Annotated in this window: 20 protein-coding genes; 6 read left to right on the top strand and 14 right to left on the bottom strand. The window is 40.6% G+C overall.

Features of this window, described 5'->3' with window-relative positions; all coding sequences use genetic code 11:
- Nucleotides 1-416: 416 nt before the first annotated feature.
- A complete protein-coding gene (locus MSBRW_RS00965; protein ID WP_011305847.1) occupies nucleotides 417-695 on the bottom strand; it encodes a YgaP family membrane protein in 279 nt (92 codons plus the stop codon).
- Between the two features lie 293 nt (nucleotides 696-988).
- On the opposite strand from MSBRW_RS00965, the gene MSBRW_RS00960 reads away from it, so the two are divergent.
- Both MSBRW_RS00960 and MSBRW_RS00955 read left to right on the top strand, forming a co-directional pair.
- Nucleotides 989-2,263: a YcaO-related McrA-glycine thioamidation protein gene (locus MSBRW_RS00960; RefSeq protein ID WP_011305848.1), complete on the top strand. Its 1,275-nt coding sequence runs from the start codon at nucleotides 989-991 to the stop codon at nucleotides 2,261-2,263.
- A complete protein-coding gene (locus tag MSBRW_RS00955) occupies nucleotides 2,260-2,919 on the top strand; it encodes a TfuA-related McrA-glycine thioamidation protein (RefSeq protein WP_011305849.1) in 660 nt (219 codons plus the stop codon). The genes MSBRW_RS00960 and MSBRW_RS00955 overlap by 4 nt, the downstream gene beginning before the upstream one ends.
- Nucleotides 2,920-3,025: 106 nt before the next feature.
- Here the strand turns inward: MSBRW_RS00955 and MSBRW_RS00950 are convergent, their stop codons facing one another.
- Nucleotides 3,026-3,283, bottom strand: coding sequence for a hypothetical protein (locus MSBRW_RS00950; RefSeq protein ID WP_011305850.1), 258 nt, complete (start codon nucleotides 3,281-3,283; stop codon nucleotides 3,026-3,028).
- Nucleotides 3,280-4,263: a DUF7490 domain-containing protein gene (locus MSBRW_RS00945; protein ID WP_011305851.1), complete on the bottom strand. Its 984-nt coding sequence runs from the start codon at nucleotides 4,261-4,263 to the stop codon at nucleotides 3,280-3,282. Before MSBRW_RS00945 ends, MSBRW_RS00950 begins: the two co-directional genes overlap by 4 nt.
- 288 nt (nucleotides 4,264-4,551) lie before the next feature.
- Between MSBRW_RS00945 and MSBRW_RS00940 the strand changes: the two genes are divergently transcribed.
- From MSBRW_RS00940 to MSBRW_RS00930, 3 genes are all read left to right on the top strand, one after another.
- Nucleotides 4,552-5,046 (top strand): universal stress protein, encoded by a 495-nt coding sequence (locus tag MSBRW_RS00940; RefSeq protein WP_011305852.1) that lies wholly within the window; start codon nucleotides 4,552-4,554, stop codon nucleotides 5,044-5,046.
- Nucleotides 5,047-5,551: 505 nt separating this feature from the next.
- Nucleotides 5,552-6,049 (top strand): universal stress protein, encoded by a 498-nt coding sequence (locus MSBRW_RS00935; protein ID WP_011305853.1) that lies wholly within the window; start codon nucleotides 5,552-5,554, stop codon nucleotides 6,047-6,049.
- 45 nt (nucleotides 6,050-6,094) lie between these two features.
- Nucleotides 6,095-6,589 carry a ferritin gene (locus MSBRW_RS00930; RefSeq protein ID WP_011305854.1) on the top strand — a complete coding sequence of 165 codons (495 nt, stop codon included), beginning with the start codon at nucleotides 6,095-6,097 and terminating at the stop codon, nucleotides 6,587-6,589.
- 226 nt (nucleotides 6,590-6,815) lie between these two features.
- Here the strand turns inward: MSBRW_RS00930 and MSBRW_RS00920 are convergent, their stop codons facing one another.
- The 3 genes from MSBRW_RS00920 to MSBRW_RS00910 all read right to left on the bottom strand — a co-directional run bounded on the left by MSBRW_RS00920 (nucleotide 6,816) and on the right by MSBRW_RS00910 (nucleotide 9,113).
- On the bottom strand, nucleotides 6,816-7,796 hold the full coding sequence (locus MSBRW_RS00920; RefSeq protein WP_011305855.1) for a radical SAM protein: 981 nt from the start codon (nucleotides 7,794-7,796) through the stop codon (nucleotides 6,816-6,818).
- A 177-nt stretch (nucleotides 7,797-7,973) separates the two neighbouring features.
- Entirely contained in the window at nucleotides 7,974-8,471 is a 498-nt protein-coding gene (locus tag MSBRW_RS20650) for a DUF5320 domain-containing protein (protein WP_011305856.1), read from the bottom strand.
- 168 nt (nucleotides 8,472-8,639) lie between these two features.
- Nucleotides 8,640-9,113 carry a DUF134 domain-containing protein gene (locus MSBRW_RS00910; protein WP_230669900.1) on the bottom strand — a complete coding sequence of 158 codons (474 nt, stop codon included), beginning with the start codon at nucleotides 9,111-9,113 and terminating at the stop codon, nucleotides 8,640-8,642.
- Between the two features lie 155 nt (nucleotides 9,114-9,268).
- On the opposite strand from MSBRW_RS00910, the gene MSBRW_RS00905 reads away from it, so the two are divergent.
- The gene (locus tag MSBRW_RS00905) at nucleotides 9,269-9,988 is read left to right on the top strand and encodes a prenyltransferase/squalene oxidase repeat-containing protein (RefSeq protein ID WP_011305858.1); all 720 of its coding nucleotides are present in this window, start codon (nucleotides 9,269-9,271) and stop codon (nucleotides 9,986-9,988) included.
- A gap of 98 nt (nucleotides 9,989-10,086) precedes the next feature.
- Here the strand turns inward: MSBRW_RS00905 and MSBRW_RS00900 are convergent, their stop codons facing one another.
- The 8 genes from MSBRW_RS00900 to pylS all read right to left on the bottom strand — a co-directional run bounded on the left by MSBRW_RS00900 (nucleotide 10,087) and on the right by pylS (nucleotide 18,161).
- Nucleotides 10,087-10,980 carry a DUF1638 domain-containing protein gene (locus MSBRW_RS00900; protein ID WP_011305859.1) on the bottom strand — a complete coding sequence of 298 codons (894 nt, stop codon included), beginning with the start codon at nucleotides 10,978-10,980 and terminating at the stop codon, nucleotides 10,087-10,089.
- 52 nt (nucleotides 10,981-11,032) lie between these two features.
- On the bottom strand, nucleotides 11,033-11,830 hold the full coding sequence (locus tag MSBRW_RS00895) for a DUF1638 domain-containing protein (protein WP_011305860.1): 798 nt from the start codon (nucleotides 11,828-11,830) through the stop codon (nucleotides 11,033-11,035).
- A 127-nt stretch (nucleotides 11,831-11,957) separates the two neighbouring features.
- On the bottom strand, nucleotides 11,958-12,527 hold the full coding sequence (locus MSBRW_RS00890) for a TetR/AcrR family transcriptional regulator (RefSeq protein ID WP_011305861.1): 570 nt from the start codon (nucleotides 12,525-12,527) through the stop codon (nucleotides 11,958-11,960).
- A 357-nt stretch (nucleotides 12,528-12,884) separates the two neighbouring features.
- A complete protein-coding gene (gene pylD / locus MSBRW_RS00885; RefSeq protein ID WP_011305862.1) occupies nucleotides 12,885-13,676 on the bottom strand; it encodes a pyrrolysine synthase PylD in 792 nt (263 codons plus the stop codon).
- A gap of 142 nt (nucleotides 13,677-13,818) precedes the next feature.
- A complete protein-coding gene (locus MSBRW_RS00880; protein ID WP_155398071.1) occupies nucleotides 13,819-14,202 on the bottom strand; it encodes a hypothetical protein in 384 nt (127 codons plus the stop codon).
- 79 nt (nucleotides 14,203-14,281) lie between these two features.
- Entirely contained in the window at nucleotides 14,282-15,373 is a 1,092-nt protein-coding gene (pylC, locus tag MSBRW_RS00875) for a 3-methylornithine--L-lysine ligase PylC (protein ID WP_011305863.1), read from the bottom strand.
- Nucleotide 15,374: 1 nt separating this feature from the next.
- Nucleotides 15,375-16,427 (bottom strand): methylornithine synthase PylB, encoded by a 1,053-nt coding sequence (gene pylB / locus MSBRW_RS00870; protein ID WP_011305864.1) that lies wholly within the window; start codon nucleotides 16,425-16,427, stop codon nucleotides 15,375-15,377.
- 474 nt (nucleotides 16,428-16,901) lie between these two features.
- A complete protein-coding gene (gene pylS / locus MSBRW_RS00865) occupies nucleotides 16,902-18,161 on the bottom strand; it encodes a pyrrolysine--tRNA(Pyl) ligase (protein WP_011305865.1) in 1,260 nt (419 codons plus the stop codon).
- Between the last annotated feature and the right edge of the window lie 663 nt (nucleotides 18,162-18,824).

Here is an 18,824-nt window from a genome sequence, read left to right as displayed (position 1 = left end):
GTCAACTATTGAATAAAAGAGAGATATCAATCAAGGTACAAACTAGTGCATCGATTCTCAAATACATAATAAGAAAATAATTGCAGCTTATGACACAAATATTATTTTAAAGTCATATGAAATTCTGTAACATGGAAAACGCAACCGGTTGCAGAGTAATTCGGTCTGGATATTGCAACCACGAAAAACAGGGAAAGCACAGCAGAAACACGCCTTTACTACTTATTTCCGTGTCTTCCGTGCTTTCCATGGTTTTCAAAAAAATTCATTCCTGACATACTTTGGAATCAATGCACTAGAATGAAAATTTAAAATTTAAAGAAAAGACAAATATTGAATAGAATTTTGAGAGAAACTGACCTGAACTTAAAAATTTAATTTTGAGATTGAGATCTGTTGAAAAATAAAATGGAGAATTAGGATCTCCTGAAGTACTGTTTATTGAAATAAGCTTCCTGCACAGAAGCTTTCTTTTTCTTTGCGGTATTGATCCCAAGAATAGAATAGGGAGTGCAGTGCCTAAGGATTGAGCTGAAAAGCCCAGTGAAAGCCATCACCGCAACAATCCATTTCCAGGGAGATTTTTTTACAAGGCCTGTTGACAGTGCGAGAGTTGAAAGTACTCCACACATAGTTCGTAACAGGAGATCAAAGCCTCCTACATTTTCTTCCAGAAACAATTTTTGAAGATTCATCGGACAAAACCCCCTTATAAACCCTTTTACATACTTATAGGTCCTTGAATATATAGTATTATTCTGTTTATATTCTGTTTATACTATGTTCGCAGACTTCGTAGATATTCGCAGATATTCGGCAGATGTTTGCAGCATGTTTGTATTAAAGTTGCAGTATCCTTGCACCGTGTTTGCATTAGGGATATCTTTCCCAGAAAGTCTTAAGAGTAATACATAAAAATCTCCCGAACAGAAAACTCGATACCCAAAAAATCACAAAATATATAACAAGAGATGGAAGGTTTCTAATTATGCCTGAAATAAAACTTGACAGATCGATCTCATATCTCGAAGGTACACAGCGAGTATATGACGAAGCCACAACCCTGGAAAACACTAAAGATGAGGTAAAAAAGGTAGGGGTTACCCGACTTGCAGATATTACAAACCTTGATAGGCTCGGAATTCCTATTTTTTCGGCAATCCGCCCCAGTGCCGCAAAGGGAGCGATCAGTATATACTCAGGCAAGGGATCAACAGAGCAGCGGGCCCGGATTTCAGCAATAATGGAAAGCTTTGAGCGCTGCCTTGCAGAAAAGCCTGGCCTGAACACAAATATTAAAGGTGAGATTTCTGCCCCGACTCTTGTAGAATCCTATACCAGGGCTACAGAAAGCTGCAAAGTGCTCGACCCGGAAACACTACTTTTGCCCCAGCCTTATCTCCCCCAGTCTTTGCTTGAATGGATTGGAGCATACGATTTGATGAACAATGAAGAAGTGTTCGTAAGCTCGAACTCAGTTTACCACCCTTACGACTCTCCTGGACAATGCCAGAAGCTCTTCCTGAGCAATACCAACGGGCTGGCTTCCGGAAACGTGATTGAGGAAGCTATTCTCCACGGGCTGCTAGAAGTTATAGAAAGGGATGCAATCAGCATAGCACAGTTTTCCCGCAACCTCGGAAAAGAAATCGTGCTGACTGAGGAAGACGGATACTTGTACGAACTTGCCAGCAAATTTAAAGATGCAGGAATAGAACTCAAAATCTGGCTGGTTCCAAGCGATACCGGCATTCCAACAGTAATTGCGGTAACTGACGACGTAAAATTGAAAGACCCCGCGCTTCTTGTCATGGGGGCAGGCTCTCACCTGAAACCCGAAATTGCAGTTTCACGGGCAATAACCGAAGCTGCACAGTCCCGATTAGTTCAAATCCAGGGAGCAAGGGAAGATACGGATCGGGAAGGTTTTATCCGAAGCGTGGGATACGAACGCATGAAACGTTTGAACTGGTTCTGGTTCGAAGACGGAGAAAAAATTTCTCTTTCCGAAGTGCAGGACCTGTCCAGAAAAAGCCCTGCAGAAAATATCGATGTGATCCTCGAAAAACTTAAGGGCCTTGCTAAGAGAGTGCTGGTGGTAGACCTATCAAGAGAAGAAGTTAAAGTGCCGGTTGTCCGAGTAATAATTCCAGGCTTTGAACTTTTTACTATTGATCGTGATCGTAAAGGAAAAAGAATTGGTTCCCAAAGGAAGAAAGAATTCTCCAGAAACAAAAATGAAAAGCCGTGGAAGAGACGATGAAATCAAGAGCGGTAATCTTTACAGGCAACAGCATCAGCCATGAGGACGCAAGAAAAATCCTCAGGGCAAATTACCAGCCTCCTGTACGCAGGTTCCAGCTTGAAAAATTCGTCCAGAAAGGGTATAAGATCATAGGAATAATAGACGGGATTTTTTTTGACAGGGCTGCTGTAGGCCACAGGGAGATTCTGTCTGCGCTTGATTCAGGAGTAAAGGTAGTCGGAGGCGCAAGCATGGGAGCTCTCCGAGCTTCGGAACTGGATACCCATGGGATGATAGGTGTAGGAAAGGTTTACGAATGGTACAGGGACGGTGTAATTGAATCCGACGATGAAGTTGCAGTAAGCACAAATCCTGACACTTTCGAGCCCATTTCCGTGCCTCTTGTCAATATAAGGGAAACACTGAAAGCCGCACTCGTGTCAGGACTTGTGAGCACAGAAGAGCATAAAGGTCTCCTGGAGGCTGCAATTGACACTTATTACCCTGACCGAAGCTATCTCGGACTTGTAAAAGAAGGAGTGAAAAAGGGACTGATCCCGGAAGAAAAGAAAAAATCCATCCTGGATTTTTGTACAGGCAATGAGGTCGACGTAAAAAGGGAAGATGCAGTCCTGGTGCTTGAAACCGTAAAAAAACTGATGGAAGAGGCCTGAGACTTCAAACCTTTCCTTTCAGACATCTCCTTCCAGACATCTCCCGATCAGCAATTTTTAATTTTCAGATTTTTTCAAGTGTTTTATTTTTCAAGTGTTTTATTTTTCAGCGCTTTATAATGTAAAGCCTGATGATGTACAGACTTGCAATCAAGACAAAGAAGTTATAAACAGCTCTGAAAATTGGGATATATTGATACTCAAACCAGATTTCAATTATCCGCTCTATGGAAAAATAGAGCTGAAAAGTAGCTACAAGAAGAAGCAGCATTGAAATAAGGAAGATTCCTTTTTTGAAATTCTCCCTCAGGTCTGACACTTTTTCCGCTTTTGGCTCTGGTCTAATATCTAAGGTTTCACTCACGCAAACCGCCTCCTGAGAATTGCTGCCGAACAGAGCAGAATTGCCGATAAAGATAGGCTAAATCCTGGTGCAGATTCTTTTTCAGCCATAGATTCCTCTTCAGGAATCATTTCACTTTCCACCACATTTTCAAATTCGCTTGTCTGGATTTCTCGAGCCTGAGTAGTATTTTTTTCTTTGACCTCTATCATGGGGCTGAGCTGGATATATCCCTCTCCGCGCTCGACTATTGTGTCATTGTTCCAAATCAGGACTTCGACAATGTAATTGTACTGATCAGGCATTGTCAGGTTGACAGTCTGGATAATTGTGGCTTCAGGTTTGATTTTTCCTGTGCGCGTCCAGATTTTATCCGCAAGGAGTCCGGCATCCATTTCGCGGACCTTAACAAGCATACGAAAATCTTTGCTGGTTTCCCGGCCTTCATTTGTCAGATAGATATCACTTTCAACAAGGACTTTTCCATCTTCCACTTTTTTCACCCGGAAATCCATTTCGGGAATCCCAAGCCCTGTTTCCTGGACATCGGCAGGCAGAGCATCCAGGTTGTAAACTTTGATTTTGCCATTGCCTTTCTGCACATTTTCTTCAAAAAGGACACTCTGGAGATCGTATCCTCCAGCTTTCGGAAGGGTCAAGACCTGACTTACTGATATCGTATCTCCTTTCTTTAGCGCTCCGAGTTCTATCTTCTTTTGTGTTTCAAGCAGCCCGCTTTCCCGGCTATAAGCTTTAAGGAGAAGCGAGGTGTTCTTTGCACTGTCCCCCTGAACTTTTTCAACATACGTTGTGACGTTCAGGTCTATAAAAGCCGCTCCTGTACGGTCTGCTGAGATGTCCATATCCCTAATATTGTAGTAGCTCTCTTCTTCAAAATTCTTGATACATCCACTTCCAAAGGTGAAAGCAGTAATAAAGAATATTAAAAAGAAACTCTTTAAAAATAAGACTTGAGTTGGCCTGGTTCCCAATTTTCTCAAGATCTGCCCTCCTCTTTGAGAATTATATTTCAAGGTATATACTTTTTGTCTTCATAGACACATTTTCATTTCTTTGAGAATAATTGGATGAAAATTATTAATATGAACACATCAATATTCAGATAGATAGTAAAATGAAGTGGTCAGAATATAGAACACAAGTTTGAAGGATTCTGATTGCAACCTGTGGATTTGAATATACTGAAAAGTCTCAAATGCATAAGTATAAAAATCCATAATGCGAGAATACAAATTCAGGAACACAAATAGAGAATACGAGGGGTAATTATGGAAGGAAATATTGAAATTAAATCTAGACCGAGAAGGCAGATACTAATCGCTACCGATGGCTCAGAAACTGCAAACGAAGCCGCAGATTTCGGAATCGAAATGGTTGGATGTAGTGGAGCAAAGATATATGCTGTTTATGTTATCGACACGACACCTTATCGCTCAGTTCCACTGGACAAAATCTGGTCAGACAAAGTGCTTGAAGAATTCGAAAAAGAAGGACAGGAAGCAACCTCTTATATAGAAAAGATTGGAAAAGAGGCAGGAGTGGAAGTTGAATCCAGGGTACTTAAAGGCCATCCGGCTGAGAAGATTGTGACTTTTTCAGAGGATAATAACATCGATATGATCATAATGGGTTCACTTGGAAAAAGTGGATATGAGCGTGTACTACTTGGTAGCGTATCTGAAAAAGTTATAAGGCATGCAAAAATTCCAGTTCTGGTTGTTCGAGAAAAACACAAAAGTGAGAAAAAGTTGATACAGGAATAACCGGTTCTGAGTAGCTAAATTAGACGATCTAGCTAAACTAGACGATTTAGTTAAATTAGACAACCTGATATTTTTAGAAACAATTTGATTAGTGTTAGGTCGCTAAGTCAAAAAGTCAGCTTAAAGTGGAGTAGATGGGGAGGAAAAAGGGAATGGGGGAAGATTTTTTTACAAAAAGATCCTGATTGCTACTAACGGCCCGGAAAATGGTGCGCGGGCAATAAGTGTCGGGATGGAGACTGCAAGTCTAAGCGAAGGAAAGCTTATGCTTTGCACGTTTTTGATACAAGAGCCTATTCTTCAGAAAAAGGGGACCCAAAAAAGACCGTGAAAAGGATGAAAATCCGGAACACTTTAGCGAGACGATTCCATAACTCAAATTTTTTATTTTGAAGTTTATCTTTGGAACTTATCTTTTGAATAATTAAGAGAGGGGAGTAAGTATAGAGGGGGAGTAAGTATAGAAGGAAGCAATGAACTTAAATCCAAACCGCAAAGACGAATTTTGATTGCTACTGACGGCTCAAAAGCCGCTGAAAACGTAGTGGATTTCGGGATAGAGATTGCAGGGTGTAGTGGGGCAAAAGTCTATGCTGTATACGTCATCGATATAAGCTTTTTTGACTCCATTCTGATGGATGAATCGTGGGTAAAAAATGCCTACGAACAGTTTGAGAGAGTTGGCCGTGACGCAATTTGCTGCATAGAAGAAAAAGCAAAAACTGTCGGAGTAGAAGCTGCACCCATATTGCTTAAAGGAAATGCGGCTGAAAAAATCCTGGATTTTGCAGAGAATCAAAAAGTTGACATGATTGTCATAGGCTCTACTGGAAAAAGCGGGGTTGAACGCTTCATGCTTGGCAGTGTATCCGAAAAAGTTATGAGAAATTCAAAAATCCCGGTACTTGTTGTACATGAGAGGTTTAAACCTGAAAGTTTCATCCGTTGTGGTCAAGAAGAAAAAATAGTCTCAGCCAATATCGCATCCAGCGATACAAAGTGAAAAGCCGGGAAGAAACCTTTTCAAAAAATAAATGGGGGGAAATCAATGCTGAGTGAAAAGATGGAAGAAGCACTAAATGAGCAGATCAATAAAGAAATGTACTCGTCTTACCTGTACCTTGCGATGTCAGCGTACAGTTCATCAGTTGGGCTTTCGGGTTTTGCCCACTGGTTTAGAGTCCAGGTTGAAGAAGAAAACATTCATGCAATGAAGCTTTTCGATTACGTAAACAACCAGGGTGGGAAGGTTAAACTTAAAGAGATCAAAGAGCCGCCTATGGGATTTGGGACAGCTATGGATATGTTCCAGCAGACACTGAAGCATGAGCAGTTCATCACCCGTTCAATTCACGAACTGGTAGAGCTTGCCAACGCTGAGAAGGATAAAGCTACAGCTTCTTTCCTGCAGTGGTACGTTGAAGAACAGGTCGAAGAGGAAGAAAACGACAATGAAGTTATTGCCAAACTGAGAGGCGTCGATAAAAATGAATATGTAATTTCCTCAGTTGATCAAGAACTGGCAAAAAGAAGTCCTCCATGATAAATTGTAACAGAAGAAATATAAATTGGAAAGATCTTCCTTTTTTCAGAAGCTTAAAAAGTAATCTCAATTTTGAAGTTGAGAAACAAAAGCTACAGACCTTTTCTCGTAATCGAAAAAACCTTTATTCTATGAGAAATGATTATTTTTCTCTAAAAATTATTTTTCAGGATAAAGTCAGCTAGCGGTGCACATAGGCAGCTAGCAGTGTACATTTTTATGAAGTTCATTTTGCCCTGTAATACTTTTCAACCTCTGAGCTTATTATTTCTATTTTGCCTTCGCCAAGCAATTTCTCGAGCACAGAAGAGAGATTCTCAGGATCAAGATTTAAACTCCGGCATGTTTGTTCGAAAGTACAGGGCCTTCTGAGAAGAAGGGCGTACACCTCCTCGTCCACATTTGTACGTAACACTTTTACTTTCTTCTTTTTTTCCTTCAAAACTAACTTTACTTTTCTATCTCCGAATTCAGAAATGAAACGCTTTGCAATTTCCTTTAGCTTTTCTTCTGGAACTGGTCTCACCCATTTTTCGGAAGGAGGACGGCTTATTGTTAGTATCTCGATCTCATCTGGACATATGTACCTGATTGTTTTTACCAGCTCTTTGATCTCTTCGTCAGTAAAATTTAGTGGCTCGCCAGCTTCGTTCTCAAGAAGCATGACCTCAAGTGCAAGTCTCTTTCCAGTTCCAGCTTTTGCAAGTTTCCTCAAACCTTCAATTATTTCCTTCAGGTCAATTCCCGGAGCAGGCCTGTGAATTTTTCTCCAGGTCTCTTCATTTCCAGAAACAAAGGTTGCAACTACTAAATCTGCCTCTACCAGATTATTTTGAACGTCTCCTCTTCCCAAAAGAGAAGAATTCGTAATTACGCAGATAGGAACCCCACTTATTTTCCTGATATTCCGGATCATTTCCCCCAAAGAAAGGTTCAGAGTCGGTTCGCATGTACCGGAAAATGTAATATAATCAAGTCCCTCAATATTGCTAATGACCTTTTGAAGGCTTTCGGAAACCTCTTCTGGAGTCACAGCTTCCCTTACATCCTCAGGGCTTCTAATTTTTAGTTCAACATGTCCTAACTGACAATAGATGCAATCGTAGTTGCAATTCTTTTTCGAACCGGTATTTTTTATTATATCTATACCCAGAGACCTACCGAGCCTTCTTGAAAGAATCGGGCCGTAAACAATTCTTGACCTCATTTTTTAACTCTTCCTTTCATAAAAAATCAGGATCTAAAAAACAGAAAATTTATCAAGGATTTCCAAGTATATAGATGGAAATCCCTCTATGTTCCACCAGAAACTTATTTTTAAAACTCATTAATGAGTATCAAAATTCACCAATGAATTGTCTTGTTAACGAACTCATTTCTGAACTTATTTGTCAATTTGTTTATTTTCATCGCTTTTCTGGGACTGCAGTCTCTTTAAACTTTCCATAAGAGTTCCAAGTTCCTGTTTCAGGGACTCTATCCGGTTCTCAAGGAAATCGATATTTGACTCTTCCTTTTTCTGGGCAGGTTCAGGATAGGAATATCCAGGATACCTATCTCGGGAAGCAAACCCTCTAACTCTTCCAAAACCTGGTGTTTTCCCGCAGTAGAAACCTGCACCTGCTCTACGACCTGCATCTCGACCTATACCTCGACCTGCATCTCGACCTGCATCTCGACCTACACCTCGACCTACACCTCGACCTACACCTCGACCTATACCTCGACCTACACCACGGTTAGCTCCACGGCCAATGTTCCGGTTTTCATCTGCATGAACTCTGGTCATATAACCCGGACTGTCACTACCTGAGCAGTAACCCATAGATCTTCCTGTCTTTGGTCCATCACCCATCGGACCTTTTCTGTCTCCATGTGGCATTGTTTCCAACTCCTTTCATTGCATCTTTAATTTATCATTAATTTTGTGAAGTCATAATATTATCAGGTAAAATCTTAAAACAACCCTGATAAGACAAACTGAACTTAAGTGGCAAAAAACACTGGCTGACCTTTTTCTCCCATTCTTTTTTCGAACCACTTTTGTAACTCACTTTCTGACCATAGGACTTCCGCATTTCTCGCACTTCACCTGGTTGCAGGCAACCCCCGGAATATGGGGAGTCTCATACCCACAGGCAGGACATACGCAGGTTCCTTCACTTCCGCCGAACCGTCCTCCCTGGCCTCTGCCCTGTCCGCGGCGTCTTCCACCGCCAACCTGGCCCTGACCTGCAGGACCTGTACCGTCTCCTCTTGGCATCCTGTAATCTCCTCCTTCAATTCTTATCGCTTTCCCATAGACAAGCGCTTCAGTTACTTTTTCAAGTGCTTTTTTCAGCGCCCTCTGAAAAGTGGACTGATGAACCTCCATATGGACTGCAGCTTCACTCTGGGAAAGCTTTTCTAGAAAGCTGAGTCTCATGGCCTCGAGTTCGTCTATTGTCAGCAAGATCTCTTCGGGAATTTCGTTTTCTGGACATAAAGGCCTAAACTGCCTTGCCGAATGTTCGAAATCCACCATCCTTCGTTTTCTAGGGCGCATAGTTATGCATAATAATGCAAAACATATATAGTTTTGCATCCATTCAGGCTCTGACTCTAAAATGGCCATCAGAGTAAAAGAAAAGTGAGGTGTTAGTCAAGTTTTAATAGGTGGAGCCCGAAAAGCACAATCAAATGTCAAGCAACCTGGAATTTGATATTGTGAAAAACAGTTTTGAATGGCTCTCTGCCCAGCGAATTCAGTCCGTAAAGGAACTTTCAAGTACCTTATCAGCACACGCCCTCTGGGCACTCCCAAACCCTTACATAACCTGCCTGATTCTTGAACAGGATACCGACGGTTCCTGGAACTCTTCAATCAGGGATACTGCTAGGGCCTGCTCAGCCCTTTCTACAGAAGGAATCGTATTCATGGCTTCAGCAAGATGGCTGCTTGCCAGAAAAAACGAAAGTTCCTGGAACAGGAACGTTTACGACACAACCTATGCCCTTGCAGCCCTTGCAGACATGGGAACTCAGGATAAAGATGGATGCAACTGGCTATCTGAAAACTATTGCCCTGCCTGGGAACAGGTCGGCACTACATCCCTTATAATTACAGCTCTCAAAAAACAAGATAATCTGGCAAAAACCAGAACCTTTGAAACTTTTATCCGGGAAAAAGCCAGATGGGTCCTTTCAAAAAGAGGACCTGACGGCGGCTGGAAACATATTTCAACAAGCAATCTGGCAATTCAGGCCCTGCTTCTTGCAGGCTTCAAAAAAGAACTCGAAGTTTCAGTCAACTGGCTCCTTAAAAATGTCCATGAAAACGGGGCCTGGGGAAATAATAACGATGATATCAATGCCACTGCACTGACTCTAAGTACCCTGGGGCTTTATAGAAAGATTTGAGAAAATAGGGGGATTTATTTTCGGGATTTATCTTCGGGATTTGTCTTCGGGATTTTGTTTTTCCTTCTTTTATTTTCAGCATACCCTTTCAATTGTTTTTAATCTGATACTGCTTTCTTGCAGACGTCGTTTTTGGCATTTAGATAGGACTTACTTGCTACCTTCATACTTTCTTCCATTTCAGCAATGCTCATATTAAAAGTCCTGGCATAATTTAAGACATTTTTATCGAATTCACTTCCCATAGAAATCTCATTACTGATTTTGACAACCTTTCGGTAATGCTTTTTCAAGAAGTTATCATTGAAGTCAGAAGTGTCGTTAGATTCCATTCTCATTTGTTTCCAACTGGAAGCCCACATGGGAGTCAGGTATATCATACCCGTACCGCTCCCACTCTGCATAACTTTGGCATAAGTATCGTTGCCCCCAAGAGCTACGCTGATGCAGTCATCCACAATCTCTCCTTTTTCATCTTTAAGAAAATAAAGAGAGCAAGGAAGATCTTTAAAATCAGCTTCTGTGTTCCTTAAAGAGTGACCACAGTTTCCATAGAAAATAAGAATACCATCTGAAAAAGCTGCCATTTTACTAATATTTTGGTAGATTTCAGACCTTAAGAGTTGGCAATCTGCATGTAGGCCAAGCTTCAGAGTATTTACAACTACAATAGGCTTTTCCTTGTTCTTTTCTTTACTCTTTCCTCTGATATTAGGAGTTAGTTTCTTAAAAAAAGGAAATTTCAATAAAAGTTTCAAAAGATTCACAGATACAGAGTTGTATACAGAGTTATTTGCCTCTTTTAAAAAAATAGGTACTTTGTCCAAAGGAAAAAGTCTTGGCTGGCAATTTCTGGATTTAAGCTTTCGAACAAACCTGAAACTTTGCCTGTTTTCAACTACAATCAATTGATTTAAGTCGTGGTCTTCTGAGAGGACATATGCCAGTTCGTCTTCAAGCATTTCACAGGCAATTATGCTAAGTACAGGCATCCGCTCACCAGTCATCTATAAATATAAAATTTTTTCAACGTTTTGATTTTTCCTAAATCTCCATTTTGAGTTCGTTATAGCAATCTTTAAAAATTTCCTGATTACCATCATCGAATTCCAAAATTTCGAAATCAAACAAATCTGCAAATTCCTGAATAGAAGCGTCGAAATTTTCAGTGTATTTAAGACCAGTATTAATCTTAGCAACTCTTTTGTAACCAATCATTTCGTGGGTCTTTTTCATTAATTTCAATGCTTTAGCAGGGTCTTTATTTAGCTTATTCAGGTCAAGTAGTTCCTTCCAGCCCTTGCTGTACATGGGAGTAAAAAGATATGTTCCAGCATCACTAACACTTTTGAGTATCCTTAGATAGTTTTTGACTCCTCCCACAGTAGCCCCTATGCAGTCATCTACAATTCTGTGATCTTTATCTTTGAGAATACGAACCGGACATGAGATTGAACTACATTGGAAATCTTTTTCAACGTTCCCCAGTACATTTCCACATAAACCGTAAAAGAGCAAAATCCCCGATGAAAAAGGAGCGAGAGTCTTTATAGTCTCATATACCTTAATTTTCAACTCCTTAGGACTTCTATGAAGGCCAAGTTCCATCAGATGGATCAAAACCGTGTATTTCTTGCATTCGCTTTTGATTTCGGGAAGTGAGGAAATGTCTTCCAGAGAGAGCACTTTATACTGAAGGTTTACTTTATCCAGCTTTTCTACAAATTCCCGGATATTTTCATTATCAACTACGAAAATCTCATCAATGGAAGAGTCATTTTCAAGAATCCAGATGATTTCGTCCTGCATTATCTTGCACGAAATAATACTCATAGTGGGCATTGAAGTCTCTCCACAGAAGTTATGCCAGAAAACCTAATTTTTTAGCAATAGATTGATTCAGCAATATATCGATTATAATAATAGAATATACTTACTTACATATAAGTAAGTAGCGATTAAGAAAACATCAGTCCTTCCACCCAAGGTCGGATTTAATTAGAGAAATAGATCTAACAAGCGTTTTTCTTCCTCTTATACTGGATAATTGTCTGGCACCCATCAAGGCTTCAACTACTAATTCTGCACGTGCTTCTACAGAACCAGAGAAATTAAACTCCCCCTGTTCCAGACCTATTTTAAGAACTCTGGAAATCCAGGCCAGGATATCATCCATCAACAAAAGGTTTTGTTTTTTAACTTTCTCCGGAAGTTTTTCAAAATCGAGAATTACCGAGCCTGGGGGGCAGATACTTTTACCTTCATCAAACTCCTTCAATGCGTAATCAAAGTAGTATTGAAGCTGATCACGGGCTGAGCCTCCAGATTCCACTATTTGAGTAATATTTGCAGCTAAATTCTTTCTGCTGTTTTCGAGCAAAGCTGCAACTAGATCTTCTTTTTTGGGGTAATAATTATGAATTGCTGCATTCTTTATTCCCAATTTCTGAGAAATATCTTTGTAACTAAATCCATTATAACCCCGACATTGCAAAAAATTCCTTGCATAATAAAGTATTTGCTGATTAGTCTCGTTCATATCTATTCATAAAAAACATTTATACTCGTTAATAAGTTAATTGAATCATTGTCGCTATCCTAATTTCTGGATCTATCCACACTACAGAATATACTTACTTACATATAAGTAAGTACTGGTTAAAAAAAAGATAAAATAAATTTATTTTTGAAGAAATATCTAAAACCTTTAGAATTAAAAACAACCGTACATATGATTTAAACTAATTAATAATGTTCAGAATTCTGATTAAATAATTAACAAGTTAAAAGCAGTTCCTCTTGTCCATAGCTCAGTCTTCTTAAGGGAAGAGAAACATAGCGAAAAGGGGCAGCAGACTGCCGAAATGCAACCGGCTGCCAAAGCGAAATTAAGGTGTTATAGCACAGAGTACAACATTGATGCAGTTCCTATTCCAAGGGGTTCCGCTATAAGTTGTACTTCGTATTTATCTCTAAGCTCTTCAGAAATTGCGCAGGGGATTCCAGGAGTGGAAAGCACGCAATTCTCCGAAAGTACGGCTTCAGGAATCGTGTTTGCGCATGGAGTCGCCTCGAATATAATGGAAAATTTTTTCGGATTCGCAGGGTCGAAAGGAATAATCCCGAGGTTTGAAGTGGCTCTCTCAAGGAGAGTTTCATCAGCATCATACCCGTAAACCCTAAAGTCTTTCTGCACTAAATGCTCGGCTCCGGGGAAACCTACTTTCCCAAGCCCCACAACAAGTACATCCTTTGAGTCGGCTTTCAGATATCTGGAAGCGATCTCAGCATAGATAATACCTGTGCAGGGTTGATTATTGGCCATTTTTCCATTTTTGAGGTTATGGGCAAGGAAAGTGCGGTCGTCTGCCATAAGGATGATCTCGGCTCCGTTCTGCACAGCTTCATAATAGCCGCTAACATCCGGCATATCCGTAACAAAACTGTCAAATCCGAAATACTGCGTAATTGCATGCAGGGAAGCCGAAAAGTTTCCTATAATTCCGTTTCCCGAAGTTACAGGCACGATGCCTACTTTTTCGGAGCTCGAGAAAGTACCGTAGAGAGCCTTGCAAATACCTTTTATATCAAGCCCCGTTACTTCTTGCACAGCAGAGTCAGCTTTCTGAAGTTGCATATTAATGTTTATCAAATCATCGGGAGTTAAGAGTGCCATTTTTATCGCCATTTCCTGTTTTTAGGAAAATTTAAACCTTAGATTTTTAAATCTGGATTTTTTGAATCTCAGTTACTTTAACTGAGTTTTAGAATTTTAATATCTTTAAAAACTTAGACTCTTTAAAACTTAGGTTTAAAGAATCTTAATCTCTTCAATCATTTTCAATTTCTGTTCCAGTACTCGAATTTATTCCTTCACTCAACCGCTCCTTCAGAACTGAAAAGCCTTTACTTTTTTTTGCCTCAGCTTCTTCCTCATCCTTGCCACAGGAAATCAAAGCAAATACCGGATTCTCTCCTCTGTAAAGTAAAATTTTAATGCCTGGCTCTTCATAGAATTTCTCGCATTCATCGTCCTTGGAAAGAGCCTGTTCTCCCACAGGAACAAGATCCCCTTTTTTTTCTAGCATAAAATGCTCGTAAATACAGCATTTTTCGCAGATTTCTTTTACGTCAAGCCCTGTTCTCTGCAAAGCAGAATCTGCTTCCTGAGACTGCTTGTCAATATTTGTCGAATCATCTGAGGTTAGTTCCATATTGATCTCCATTTCCTGCTTTGAGTAATTCTAGTTTATTTAATCCATTTTAATACCCTTTTGGTTCTTTTTTATTCCGTCATAAAACCGCTCCAAAACGCTCCTTCAGAACCGAAAGTCCCTTACATCTTTTTGCTCCGGTTTCTTCCCTGTCCTTGCCCCAGAAGACCATGGTAAATACCGGGTATTCTCCTTTGCAAAGAAAAATCTCAATGCCAGGTTCTTCGTAGAATTTTCCATAGTCGCTACCCATGGAAAGTACCTGTTCTCCCACAGGAATAAGAACACCATTTTCTCCGAACATGAGGTGCTCGTAAATGCAGTATTTGTTCTCGGGAATCGCCCTTATTTCCTCAACACCATCAGTAAAGGCGCGGAAAAGGAGTTCTATCAGGTTGATCCCAGAAGAATAGTAAACTACTGTAGGTGTCTGACTTGGGAAACGGGCATCGATTTCAATTACCCTGAGCCCTTTTGGACCGAAGATTGCTTCCACATCCATAATCCCTTTCAAGGGAAGATTTGCTGCAAGATCATGGGAGATCTGCCTGAATAAAGGATTAGCAGGAAGCGGAGTTACCATATGGCAGTCATAGGTTTCGTCTATATGGACAAGGGTCTCTTTTACCACAGCAAAATGACTTCCGTCCCCGACAACTTCGAGAGAAACAACCTCGCCTTCAACATATTCCTCAACCAGCGTGTCAGGTTCAAGGCCCTCAAGATCTTTGTCATCATAAATTATCCTGGCTCCCACACTGCTGCTTTCACAGGGAGGTTTTACAAAATAAGGCGGTTTTGAAGGCCTGTCCTGCGGAGTTGGAACTCCTATGGACTTAAAATAATCTTTTGACTTTTTCTTGTCCCTGCTTATCCGGTAAGCTTCAAAATCGAAAAGTACCGGGCAGGAGAACTTTTCTTTTATTGAATTCAGAAATTCGATGCAGGCCAGGTTTTCATTTACAGGAAGTACAGCATCAACCCTTTTTGAGAGCTCAAGGAGTTTTTCGGGTTCCTTTATCACATCAAAACAGTAAAATTCATCCGCATAGTTACGGATGAGAGCCTGCGGATTTTTATCTACCAGAACTACTTTCATTCCGGCTTTTTTAGATAGATACGCAGCTTCGAAGCCTTGAAGTTTCCCGCCCACAAGACAGATCGTTTTCAAGTTAGCACCCCAGAACTGCCTCAAAGTCAGCCTGCCTGGCAGGTTTCATACCCATGATTTCAAGCCTTCGGACCACACTTTTTATGTCCCGATCTCGTTCTTCAAGGTCACGGTCGTAGTTTGCAACGCCTTCCAGTTGGGAATCGGGAGGAAGAATAGAAGTAACAATATTTGCCCCTGCATTTAAGCGAAGAACCATGCCGTCAATGCCTTCCAGGTCAAGAGAAGCAGGGATGAGGCGTTTAGGAAACATTAATCTGAGAACCGAGATGATTTTCAGTTCCGAGAGATTTGACTTATCCCTGAAACCTTCAAGCGGGGTTCCTTCCTGGGGGAGAAAGGTCATAACTCTAACCATATCAGGATCATTTGTACTCATTCCTCTTAAGGACAAAATGGTTGATTCAATATCATTTCCAACGCCTGTGAGGATTCCATCTTCAACACAGTACCCCTGCTGTTTAGCAAAACGGCGTGCATTGACACGCCCATCGAATGACTGCCCAACTCTAAGTTTCCGGTATAGTTCAGTGTCATATGTTTCCTGATAAAGTGCCAGGAAGTTTGCTCCTTTTTCCCTGGCTTTAAGAAGAGTAGCGTTATCCATCAAACCTGGAGAAATCATAATGGGAAGCCCAAGTTCCTCTTTTACTATCTGGACAAGTTCAACGAAACGGTTAGGGTCTTCATAGTAATAGGGGTCTTCCCCCATTGTCAGGTCAACCATATGAAAACCTGCTCCTTTCAGGGTTTTGCAGGTTTCTTTTATCTCTTCCATTGTCAGTCGATAGCGGTTGATCTCGTTTCGACAGTTATAGTAGCAAAAGGAGCATTGATTTTTACAGTAAGTGGAGAAATAAATGAAACAATTAAGAAATACCCTGTTGCCAAAATAATGATCTCTTACTTTTCGGGCTGCGGAATAAAGCCTTTCCAGGCCTTCTTTGGATTCAAGGGAAAGAAGAGTCCTCAGATCGTTATCAGTTAATTGATACCCTTCAATGACTTTATCTCCCAAACTATCAAATTCATCAAGTGCCATTTTTTGGATCAAAATTTCACCCTCTCATAGATTCTTCAGATGTTTATCGACCCTATCAGAGCCGACTGTCAACTTAATCTCACCATTTAGCTTATTTTGCCATATTGAGTTTTTACCATCCCGTTTTTGATTCAATGTTGCCATTCAATATTGCCATTCTACTTTTTGCCATTCAACATTGCCATTCTACTTTTTGCCATTTAATATTGCCATTCTATTTTTTGCCATTCAACATTGCCATTCTACTTTTTGCCATTCAACATTGCCATTCTACTTTTTGCCATTTAATATTGCCATTCTACTTTTTGCCATTTAATATTGCCATTCTACTTTTTGCCTTTCAGAGCTGCAATTCATCTTGCCATTCAGTACTGCAACTCTTTTTGACATCCAGTATCGCAATTCCTTTTTGCCATTTAATGCAGTGTTTTAATATCTTCGACCTGTTTTTAGTGATTCTCAGTTACTTTGAACGAGCTTTCCAGCTCATAGATTGGTTGAAATCCCATTATAGTAAGATTCGGACCTTGATGCTCTCTTAATGTTTTTAAAGCCATGCATAACCTTGAGCAAGCGTTCAAGCCCAAAACCTGCACCTATCCATGGTTTGTCAATGCCCCATTCCCTATCAAGAGGAACTGGCCCGACGACTGCCGAAGAAAGCTCCAGGTCCCCGTGCATTATATCAAGGGTATCCCCATAGACCATACAGGAATCTCCTACGATTTCGAAGTCGATTTCCAGATAGTCCAGAAACTCTTTGATGAGGGATTCAAGATTTTCCCGAGTACATCCCGAACCCATCTGACAGAAGTTCACCATGGTAAATTCTTCCAGGTGCTCTTTGCCGTCAGACTCTTTCCGGTAACAGGGCCCGACTTCGAAAATCTTTATAGGATCTGGTAAAATCCTATCGAGTTTTCGCAGATAGTTGTAAAGAGTCGGGGCAAGCATTGGCCTTAAGCAGAGATTTTTATCCACCCTGAAGATCTGTTTTGAAAGTTCAGTATCATTGTTAATACCCATTCTCTCCACGTATTCTGCCGGAATAAGGATAGGAGACTTTATCTCCAGAAAATCCCGGTCTACGAAAAATTTCGTAATGTCCCGTTCGAGTTTACCAAGGTAGTCTTCTCTATCATTGGTATAGAGCCGCTGAAAATCGTTTTTTCTTCTTGTCACAAGTTCGGACTCAAGTTCCCTGAAAGGCTTTGCAATATTCAGAGAAATTTTATCCTCTGGACTTAAGAGAGCCTCAACCCTATCGAGCTGGCTTCTTGTAAGTGAAGGAGCAGGAGCCGATGTGGGAACAGGCGAATTTGGAGTTGATTTTGCAGGCGAAGGTACAGATCTGGATGTGTCCGTTGATGCCTTTGCAGACACAGGATTTTCCAGAGGCTTTGGAGCCCTCGAAACTGATTTCGGCATAGCTTTTTTGACCTTTGGAGCAGAAACTACCTTAACTTTCACACTGGTTTTGCCTTCAGTTGATCTTGTGAGGAAATTATTGATATCCTCGTCCGAAACCCTACATCGTTTGCAGGTTTTTCTGTACTTATGATGTCTGAATGCTCTGGCTGTTCTACAACTCCTAGAATTATTCACAACAAGATGGTCTCCACACGCCATTTCAATGTATATTTTACTTCTTGAGACCTCATAGTGTTTGATTTTGTGGAGCGTGCCAGTCCTGGACATCCAGAGCCCGGTCGCAGATATTAAAACATCTAATGGTTTTTTATCCATAGTGTCACCCCTGGTGAATTAAAAGCCCGGATGATTTCCAAGAAATAGTATTTCAAAATCCCGGCTTACAGAGTATAAGCACGGAGTCAGCAATTTGCTGACAGCTACCCGGAAAATAGAAGCGATCCACACAACAGAAACAATTTATATAGTCTGGACAAAAGTCTCCAGGTTTTATAAAAGATTTCGGCGGAATGTTCTGAATGTATCTAGAATGTTATTGTATTACCATTCCGGGATTCAGAAATATGGCGGAAACCCCGGGAATCTAACCCGGCTGAACGGATTTAGAGTCCATTCGATCTACATGATCAGGTTTCCTCCTAGGCAAAATAGATTGAACAAAGCGTTTTGCTTCCTGTATGGTGGTCTTAATTAATAATATGAAATAATATTATTTAATATATATGTTTGTTGGTAAAAATCTAAAAAAATAGGTTCTTATTTATAAAGTTATTGCCCGAGTTCCGTCACCCGAGTCCCGTCTCGGGAGGACGGTGCCCTTTTCGCTTCGCTCAAGAGGGCTGAATTATTGGCAAGATAAGTTGTTTTTCAATTTACTGAAAGGGGCTGATTTACCTGCAAACCTTTTCAAAAAGGCTTGATAGAAAACAACTCAACATTAAAGTTTGAGAACTTTATCACCAGACCCTATCCGGGCGT

It is taken from the genome of Methanosarcina barkeri str. Wiesmoor, assembly GCF_000969985.1.
Classification (GTDB): Archaea; Halobacteriota; Methanosarcinia; order Methanosarcinales; family Methanosarcinaceae; genus Methanosarcina; species Methanosarcina barkeri_B.
Note: the sequence above shows the minus strand (reverse complement) of the source record. Positions and strands in the feature narration are given on the sequence as shown.

Excerpts from the sequence above, each read along its gene's own strand:
- MSBRW_RS00900 (WP_011305859.1), bottom strand. The coding sequence starts at position 10,980 with ATGCCTGTACTTAGCATAATTGCCTGTGAAATGCTTGAAGACGAACTG.
- pylS (WP_011305865.1), bottom strand. The coding sequence starts at position 18,161 with ATGGATAAAAAACCATTAGATGTTTTAATATCTGCGACCGGGCTCTGG.
- MSBRW_RS20650 (WP_011305856.1), bottom strand. The coding sequence starts at position 8,471 with ATGCCACATGGAGACAGAAAAGGTCCGATGGGTGATGGACCAAAGACA.
- MSBRW_RS00960 (WP_011305848.1), top strand. The coding sequence starts at position 989 with ATGCCTGAAATAAAACTTGACAGATCGATCTCATATCTCGAAGGTACA.
- MSBRW_RS00940 (WP_011305852.1), top strand. The coding sequence starts at position 4,552 with ATGGAAGGAAATATTGAAATTAAATCTAGACCGAGAAGGCAGATACTA.
- MSBRW_RS00895 (WP_011305860.1), bottom strand. The coding sequence starts at position 11,830 with ATGCCCACTATGAGTATTATTTCGTGCAAGATAATGCAGGACGAAATC.
- MSBRW_RS00910 (WP_230669900.1), bottom strand. The coding sequence starts at position 9,113 with ATGGTGGATTTCGAACATTCGGCAAGGCAGTTTAGGCCTTTATGTCCA.
- MSBRW_RS00880 (WP_155398071.1), bottom strand. The coding sequence starts at position 14,202 with ATGGAACTAACCTCAGATGATTCGACAAATATTGACAAGCAGTCTCAG.
- MSBRW_RS00905 (WP_011305858.1), top strand. The coding sequence starts at position 9,269 with ATGTCAAGCAACCTGGAATTTGATATTGTGAAAAACAGTTTTGAATGG.
- MSBRW_RS00890 (WP_011305861.1), bottom strand. The coding sequence starts at position 12,527 with ATGAACGAGACTAATCAGCAAATACTTTATTATGCAAGGAATTTTTTG.
- pylD (WP_011305862.1), bottom strand. The coding sequence starts at position 13,676 with ATGGCGATAAAAATGGCACTCTTAACTCCCGATGATTTGATAAACATT.
- MSBRW_RS00920 (WP_011305855.1), bottom strand. The coding sequence starts at position 7,796 with ATGAGGTCAAGAATTGTTTACGGCCCGATTCTTTCAAGAAGGCTCGGT.
- MSBRW_RS00965 (WP_011305847.1), bottom strand. The coding sequence starts at position 695 with ATGAATCTTCAAAAATTGTTTCTGGAAGAAAATGTAGGAGGCTTTGAT.
- MSBRW_RS00955 (WP_011305849.1), top strand. The coding sequence starts at position 2,260 with ATGAAATCAAGAGCGGTAATCTTTACAGGCAACAGCATCAGCCATGAG.
- MSBRW_RS00930 (WP_011305854.1), top strand. The coding sequence starts at position 6,095 with ATGCTGAGTGAAAAGATGGAAGAAGCACTAAATGAGCAGATCAATAAA.